Origin of the sequence: Nostoc flagelliforme FACHB-838, assembly GCF_014698065.1 — a bacterium.
GTDB lineage: Bacteria > Cyanobacteriota > Cyanobacteriia > Cyanobacteriales > Nostocaceae > Nostoc > Nostoc flagelliforme_B.
In genome coordinates this window covers 1-5378 of record NZ_JACJSI010000387.1, presented here as the reverse complement: position 1 = coordinate 5378, position 5378 = coordinate 1, and the positions used below count along the sequence as shown (strand labels likewise).

7 protein-coding genes are annotated in these 5378 nt (G+C 44.3%); all 7 read right to left on the bottom strand.

Annotated features, from left to right (window positions below):
• Positions 1-923, bottom strand: a 923-nt coding sequence (locus tag H6G97_RS44455; protein WP_242056039.1) for a COX20 family protein, incomplete at its 3' end; no start/stop codon positions are given.
• On the bottom strand, positions 920-1468 hold the full coding sequence (locus H6G97_RS44450; protein ID WP_190946857.1) for a hypothetical protein: 549 nt from the start codon (positions 1466-1468) through the stop codon (positions 920-922). The genes H6G97_RS44455 and H6G97_RS44450, both read right to left, overlap by 4 nt.
• A 21-nt stretch (positions 1469-1489) precedes the next feature.
• The gene (locus H6G97_RS44445) at positions 1490-2206 is read right to left on the bottom strand and encodes a hypothetical protein (RefSeq protein WP_190946856.1); all 717 of its coding nucleotides are present in this window, start codon (positions 2204-2206) and stop codon (positions 1490-1492) included.
• 12 nt (positions 2207-2218) lie between these two features.
• Positions 2219-2662, bottom strand: a complete 444-nt coding sequence (locus H6G97_RS44440; RefSeq protein WP_190946855.1) for a hypothetical protein — start codon at positions 2660-2662, stop codon at positions 2219-2221.
• On the bottom strand, positions 2659-2781 hold the full coding sequence (locus tag H6G97_RS55160; RefSeq protein ID WP_277883437.1) for a hypothetical protein: 123 nt from the start codon (positions 2779-2781) through the stop codon (positions 2659-2661). The genes H6G97_RS44440 and H6G97_RS55160 overlap by 4 nt, the downstream gene beginning before the upstream one ends.
• A 16-nt stretch (positions 2782-2797) precedes the next feature.
• The gene (locus H6G97_RS44435; RefSeq protein ID WP_190946854.1) at positions 2798-2968 is read right to left on the bottom strand and encodes a hypothetical protein; all 171 of its coding nucleotides are present in this window, start codon (positions 2966-2968) and stop codon (positions 2798-2800) included.
• 296 nt (positions 2969-3264) lie between these two features.
• Positions 3265-4830: a group II intron reverse transcriptase/maturase gene (locus H6G97_RS44430; protein ID WP_190946853.1), complete on the bottom strand. Its 1566-nt coding sequence runs from the start codon at positions 4828-4830 to the stop codon at positions 3265-3267.
• Positions 4831-5378 lie beyond the last annotated feature (548 nt).

Below are 5378 nucleotides of genomic sequence, written 5' to 3'. Positions count from 1 at the left end.
GCGGCAACTAAAGCAGTAGAACTATCTGCTCTGGCTAGGGCTTGCAAAGTATTTAGGGCAAGACCTTCTGATGGGTGAAGGTAATCACCTGTTGGGGTTGCTCCCGGTGCGATCGCTGACTGTTCATCTCCAGTAACCTTGTCGTTCGGGTCAATCGTCCCCTGTAAAGTCTGGCTACCTTGCAGATAAGGCGTTTTCATCTCACGCAACTGCTTAATGTAATCTGCCTTCTGTTGCTCGGTCATGCCTGCGGTTTGCGCCTCAAAAATGGCATCAGTTGCCTCCATTTGGGTAACTTCAATTTCAGTGTGGGCGTAAATCTCGGCTTTGGTAATATCAACAGTGCGATCATTGGCCACTAGATCCAGGTCAGCTTGTAACTGAACTTCTGCGATCGCAACGTCCCTGTAACTCTCTAACAACTCGGAACGTGCGGCCATCTCAGCTTTTGCAGCATCACGTTTTTGGGCGATGTCTTCAAAAACTGCTCTCTGTTTCTCCTCATACTGACAATGGCGCAGCATCCACCCCGCAAGCGCAAACCCCAAGAATCCACCAAACGCCCACAACGGCTTATATGGGTTGGTAGCTTTCACCAACCCGTTTACCCCCATAGCTGGGTCACGCACTACTTGAGAGGGCATTCCTTCTAACTGCCATTGCTCCCAATAAAAGGGGGTCATGCGAAATGGTCGATTATCTTTGTCCTGACACACCAATGTTTTTTTTGGGGTTTTGACACAGAAATAAATTCTGTCACTGCTGGTTCCTTTCCAAGCCATCGCAGCCGAGCTAATACCCACAGTTAAACTCAGCCCAATTGCAACAGCTTTCTTGTCCATTGGCAGACGACCAAACCACTTCATTAAACCCGATTGTTGTGACTCCGATAACTGTTTATGTTTGTCGCTTAAATAATTCATTTACCTCTCCTACCAGCAAATAGAAAAAACATTAATATCGCTAGAAATATGCCCACTCCTGCACCATCCATCCAACTTGAAGATTCAGCAGTTTTTGGCTGATACACCTTTTCAATAGAAGTCTTAGCAGTAATAGTAGAAGTTCTCGCTTCATTCCATTCACTAATCGGTTCATTGAGCGCACATAACAACGCTAACGATGCACTGCAACCAGTCATTAAATTAGTGACAAAATTATTGAACCCTTCACCTGTTGCAGTAGCAGTAAAATACAAGTGTGCAGTACCAACAGCTAAGAACATTCCAACTGGGTGAACTTGCAATAGGTGAAAAGTGAAAATAACTGCACTATTTAGACAACTGCCAGCGACAATTTCACAAGCATTACCAGCACGTCTAAATGTTCTACCTCTGTTGTTTTCTGGCAGTGGTGGTAACTGTTCTGGTTGTTGATGCTGATGTTGTTGTTGTGATTTCTGTGCCAGCCCTTCATGCAAGAAAGGGCTGACGCTATGGGAATCTTCATTTCGTTTCCTTACTAGCATCAGCCTTACCTAATTAATTGATTATCTGTCGCCTAATTTCTGCCACAAGTTACCCAACATTGCACCCCAACCGCGAACTGTTCCTGTTGCAGAAACACTAGACGCTGGTGCAGAAGTTTGGCTAGTAACTGGTATCACTTCCTGGGGTGCAAGATTTGGTTCTAATGCCCGTGAGCCAAACCTCGCACGAGCTAACAATTGTTGTCGTTTCTCTCTCAATCCTGTTGTGATTGCTTGCCTTTCGGCTTGCACAACTTGCTTATTTTCTATACTGCTGATTTTATTTTCATGCCGCCACAATTCAGCTTGTAAATCGTGGTTTAATTGGGCTGCAACTTCGGTTAAGGCGTGTTTCCGCTTCTGATCAATTCGCAACAAATCGGCTCTATCTTGGGCATCTATTTTACTCATTTCCGAATCAAATTTCGAATTGAGTTTGCGAATTTTGGCGATGGCAGTAGCAACATGAGAGCCGTATTGTTTACGAAGTTCGACCCAGGTAACTTGTCCTTTGGTCAGCTTCTCCATCGCCTCAAAGACAACCTTGGCATTGTCTAAGAACGGCTCTAATCGGTCAGATAATTCTTGGGCGTTATTCGCATAATCCGCAAACTGTTCTAGCTTATTTATATCGGAGAGATAGCCCAAAATATCAGACTCAAATCCTCCCCAGGAAAGCGCTTTTTCATCAATATGGCTTGCATGACCAACTACCGGATTACGTATTGCAAATTCCATTGCGTCATTCTCCTAATAAGGTATGTAGTCGTAGTTGATATCATCGTCAGATTCTGGTACTTCATCCCAGTAACCCATCTCTTCAAATCGGCTATAAATTCTCGTTGCTAATTGCCTTATGGGGTCGTCAAAATCATCAGAGATTAAATCAAATCGCTTAGAGCCAAACGCCAATATATTTGCAATGTCCGCGTCAATGCCGTTGCCCAAAAATTGACCAAATGCAGCAGAGTATGGATGATCATCAATGGTTTCATGAGTTGCTAAGAATTCAGTTCCAGTGAAGGGTGGGTAATCTTCACTCTCGAATATTGGCGTGGAGAGTGCTTCAATATCGGACTCAATCATTGCTGCCCATTGTTCAGGATTTTCTACTTTGAATTGCTGCTTTCTTAGGGCGGAGTCAGTTAGCGGTGATTTGCCCCAATCGTTGGGATTTTTGTAGTCAAGTGTCATTTGTTAGAATCCTTAATGTCTGATGTGTACTCACGATGCACAGATGGGCGATCGCCAAGCTTGCCGGCAGATGCGTTGGCGTAGCCCGTCGTAGACATCGCTTCATCATCAGTTCTCACAAAACTCAACAAGTTCCTAACTCCCTAGATTCTCCTTGCTTTGTCCTCTCTTCTTGTAAGCCTCCGAAAGAAAATCTTGAGTCTCCTTAACCCCTTTGGTGTCAACCATTTTTTCCACTTCTTCAACGCTTAATCCCATGTTTTCAAGCCTTTTAATGGAAACAGGATTAGTAATTTTATATGCCATTGAAACCTCCTTAACGGGACTTAAAGTCTCACAAAACTTAGTTCTCACAAAACTCAACAAGTTCAAAAACCTCCCTCTGCACTTGGTTTTGGTTGAGTCGATGGGGGCTATTATGCCCCGCACCTCTCAGTTAGAACCGAGCGTACCCGTTTCCGTGTACTCGGCTCCCGATATTCTTAGACAAGGTAAGTATTCCTGTATTTTTGCCTATCCCAGAAAGTAAAGCCGCTTTTGGTTTTTACTTTCTTAACTGGTTAACGGGTTTTCGCGCTAGGGGATACTCGAAATACTTTCCCTTATCTTTTGCCCATGTGGTGATAATCGTGGCAGCTTTCGTGTGCCGCTAGAAGGTTTTTAGTCTTCCAGTTGTTGTGATTTCCATCTACGTGGTGTAGGTGTACTCTCTCATCACTAAGCAGTTTTAGTCCGCAATATCCACAAGTATGGTCTTGACGCTTGAGCGCCTTAGAGGTTTCGCCGTCATATAATTTACTGTTCCTTTCAGTCCAGTAAACTAAGTCTCCGTCAAAGGGTGTTTTATTCCCCGTAACGTTTATGTGGCTGTTTTCGGAGTAAGGAACTTTTGGAAATGCCTTTGCTATCAACTCAGTGGTTGATTCTTTGGTATTCTTTGATTCCTTATTGAATACTGTCCAAGTTCTGTGATTGATGAACCAGAGGGAATCCCTGGAACTGCTCATGTCACAGAATTTATGGTAGTTTCTCCAGCCTCTAACGATAGGTGCAAGCTTTTTAGCTTTTACCTTAGACCCATAATTCGAGTTGTTCACGATAGCTTTTACCTTCTTACGAAAAGCTTTAAAGTTGTCCGCAGAGGGAGTACTCTTAAATTTTCCGTTTTGCTGTACTTTGAAGTTCCAGCCGAGGAAGTCAAACCCATCTGTCGCGGCGGTTATCTTTGTTTTCTTTTCACTAACTTTCATTCCTCTTTTAGCTAGGAATTGGTTGATTTTGTCGAGTATTTGTTTTGCATCGTCTTCGGGTCGAAGTATGATTACCATATCGTCCGCGTAACGGATTGATGGCTCGATGATATCCTTGGCAGGGGTGTTATTAGTGATTCTTCGTCCCTGTATGTTGTGATACCTGTGTATACTCTCAATCCCGTTGAGTGCAATATTTGCTAGTAGTGGACTGACCACCCCGCCTTGAGGTGTACCTTGTTCTGGAAACTCAGGATTTACCCCAGCCTTGAGGCAACGGAATATTCCAAGTTTCAGGCTCTTAGGAGCAATCAGGTTATCCATGATGGTGGTGTGGTTTATCCTGTCGAAGCATTTCTCAATATCAAGCTCGATAACTCTTTTATTGGTTCCATTGGCGCTAGAGCTAAGATTACTGTAGATGTACTTTTGTGCATCGTGGGCAGAACGCCCAGGTCTAAACCCATAGCTTCTAGCGTGGAAAGTTGCTTCGTGTGCTGGTTCAAGTGCGTATTTTGCGAGGCATTGCCAAGCTCTATCTGCAATTGTTGGGACTTTCAGCATTCTGGTTGAACCGTCTTTTTTGGGGATGGGTATTTCTCTGAGTCCAGAGTGATACCAGTTAGCCTTTTGCTTAAGGACTTCTTCAAGCTTGAATCTCTCCTCAAGCGTCAGAGACGCTTTACCATCAATGCCTGCGGTCTTTTTGCCAGCGTTTAGCTGTGTTACTTGACGTATAGCCAAAAACCTAGCTGCACGGGATTTCAGAATTAGCTTTTGAAGTGACAAAGCTTTGCGCTTGTTTCCTTCTCGAATGGCTTTGAACACTCTTCTTTGTAGGCGGAAAAGGTTCGCTCGGAATTTCTTCCAAGGTAATGATTTCCAAGATTCACTAGTTTTTGCACTGTGCCTAATCATGCTTTACTCCGTTTTGTGTTTTCTGAATACCTTGCAGCAATTACGCCGCATCCTACCCGAATCAGGGGAATTCCGTAGCTCGTCTTACCTACTTGGGGTTCGACCGTCCCAAGACCTCTGACTCGTTTTTATTCGTTCCCTCAGATGATTGTTTTGTTCCGTTAGGTGTAGCCAATTTGACCATCAGAAACCCTGGATTCGTGCAACTTCCTAAACCACAGAGTTGCGGGTTTTGACTCTGATGAAGTCGGGGGTTTTTAGTTATGCCCCGCTTAAGAATAGGTCACTTTTATAGGCTCGGTTTCACCGTAGGAACTCCCTGTTAGCGCCAGTGTCAGCCCATAACAGCCGTCTGATTGCGCCCTGTTCCCAGCTTCACTCTATAGATAACGAGTCTACTCGGTGTGGGCAGATAAGGAGTCACGCTTGAATCTAGCGGGTAGGACTTTCACCCACATCAGTCTGAGAGTTCAGTGCTAGGATTGCTCCTAGTTTCACTGACTAGGCTATATGCTTATTAAGCATTTTTACTTAGTAACGAATCGCAC

Coding starts and splice junctions, on each gene's coding strand:
- H6G97_RS44435 (WP_190946854.1), bottom strand. CDS start 2,968: ATGGCATATAAAATTACTAATCCTGTTTCCATTAAAAGGCTTGAAAAC.
- H6G97_RS44450 (WP_190946857.1), bottom strand. CDS start 1,468: ATGCTAGTAAGGAAACGAAATGAAGATTCCCATAGCGTCAGCCCTTTC.
- H6G97_RS44430 (WP_190946853.1), bottom strand. CDS start 4,830: ATGATTAGGCACAGTGCAAAAACTAGTGAATCTTGGAAATCATTACCT.
- H6G97_RS44445 (WP_190946856.1), bottom strand. CDS start 2,206: ATGGAATTTGCAATACGTAATCCGGTAGTTGGTCATGCAAGCCATATT.
- H6G97_RS44440 (WP_190946855.1), bottom strand. CDS start 2,662: ATGACACTTGACTACAAAAATCCCAACGATTGGGGCAAATCACCGCTA.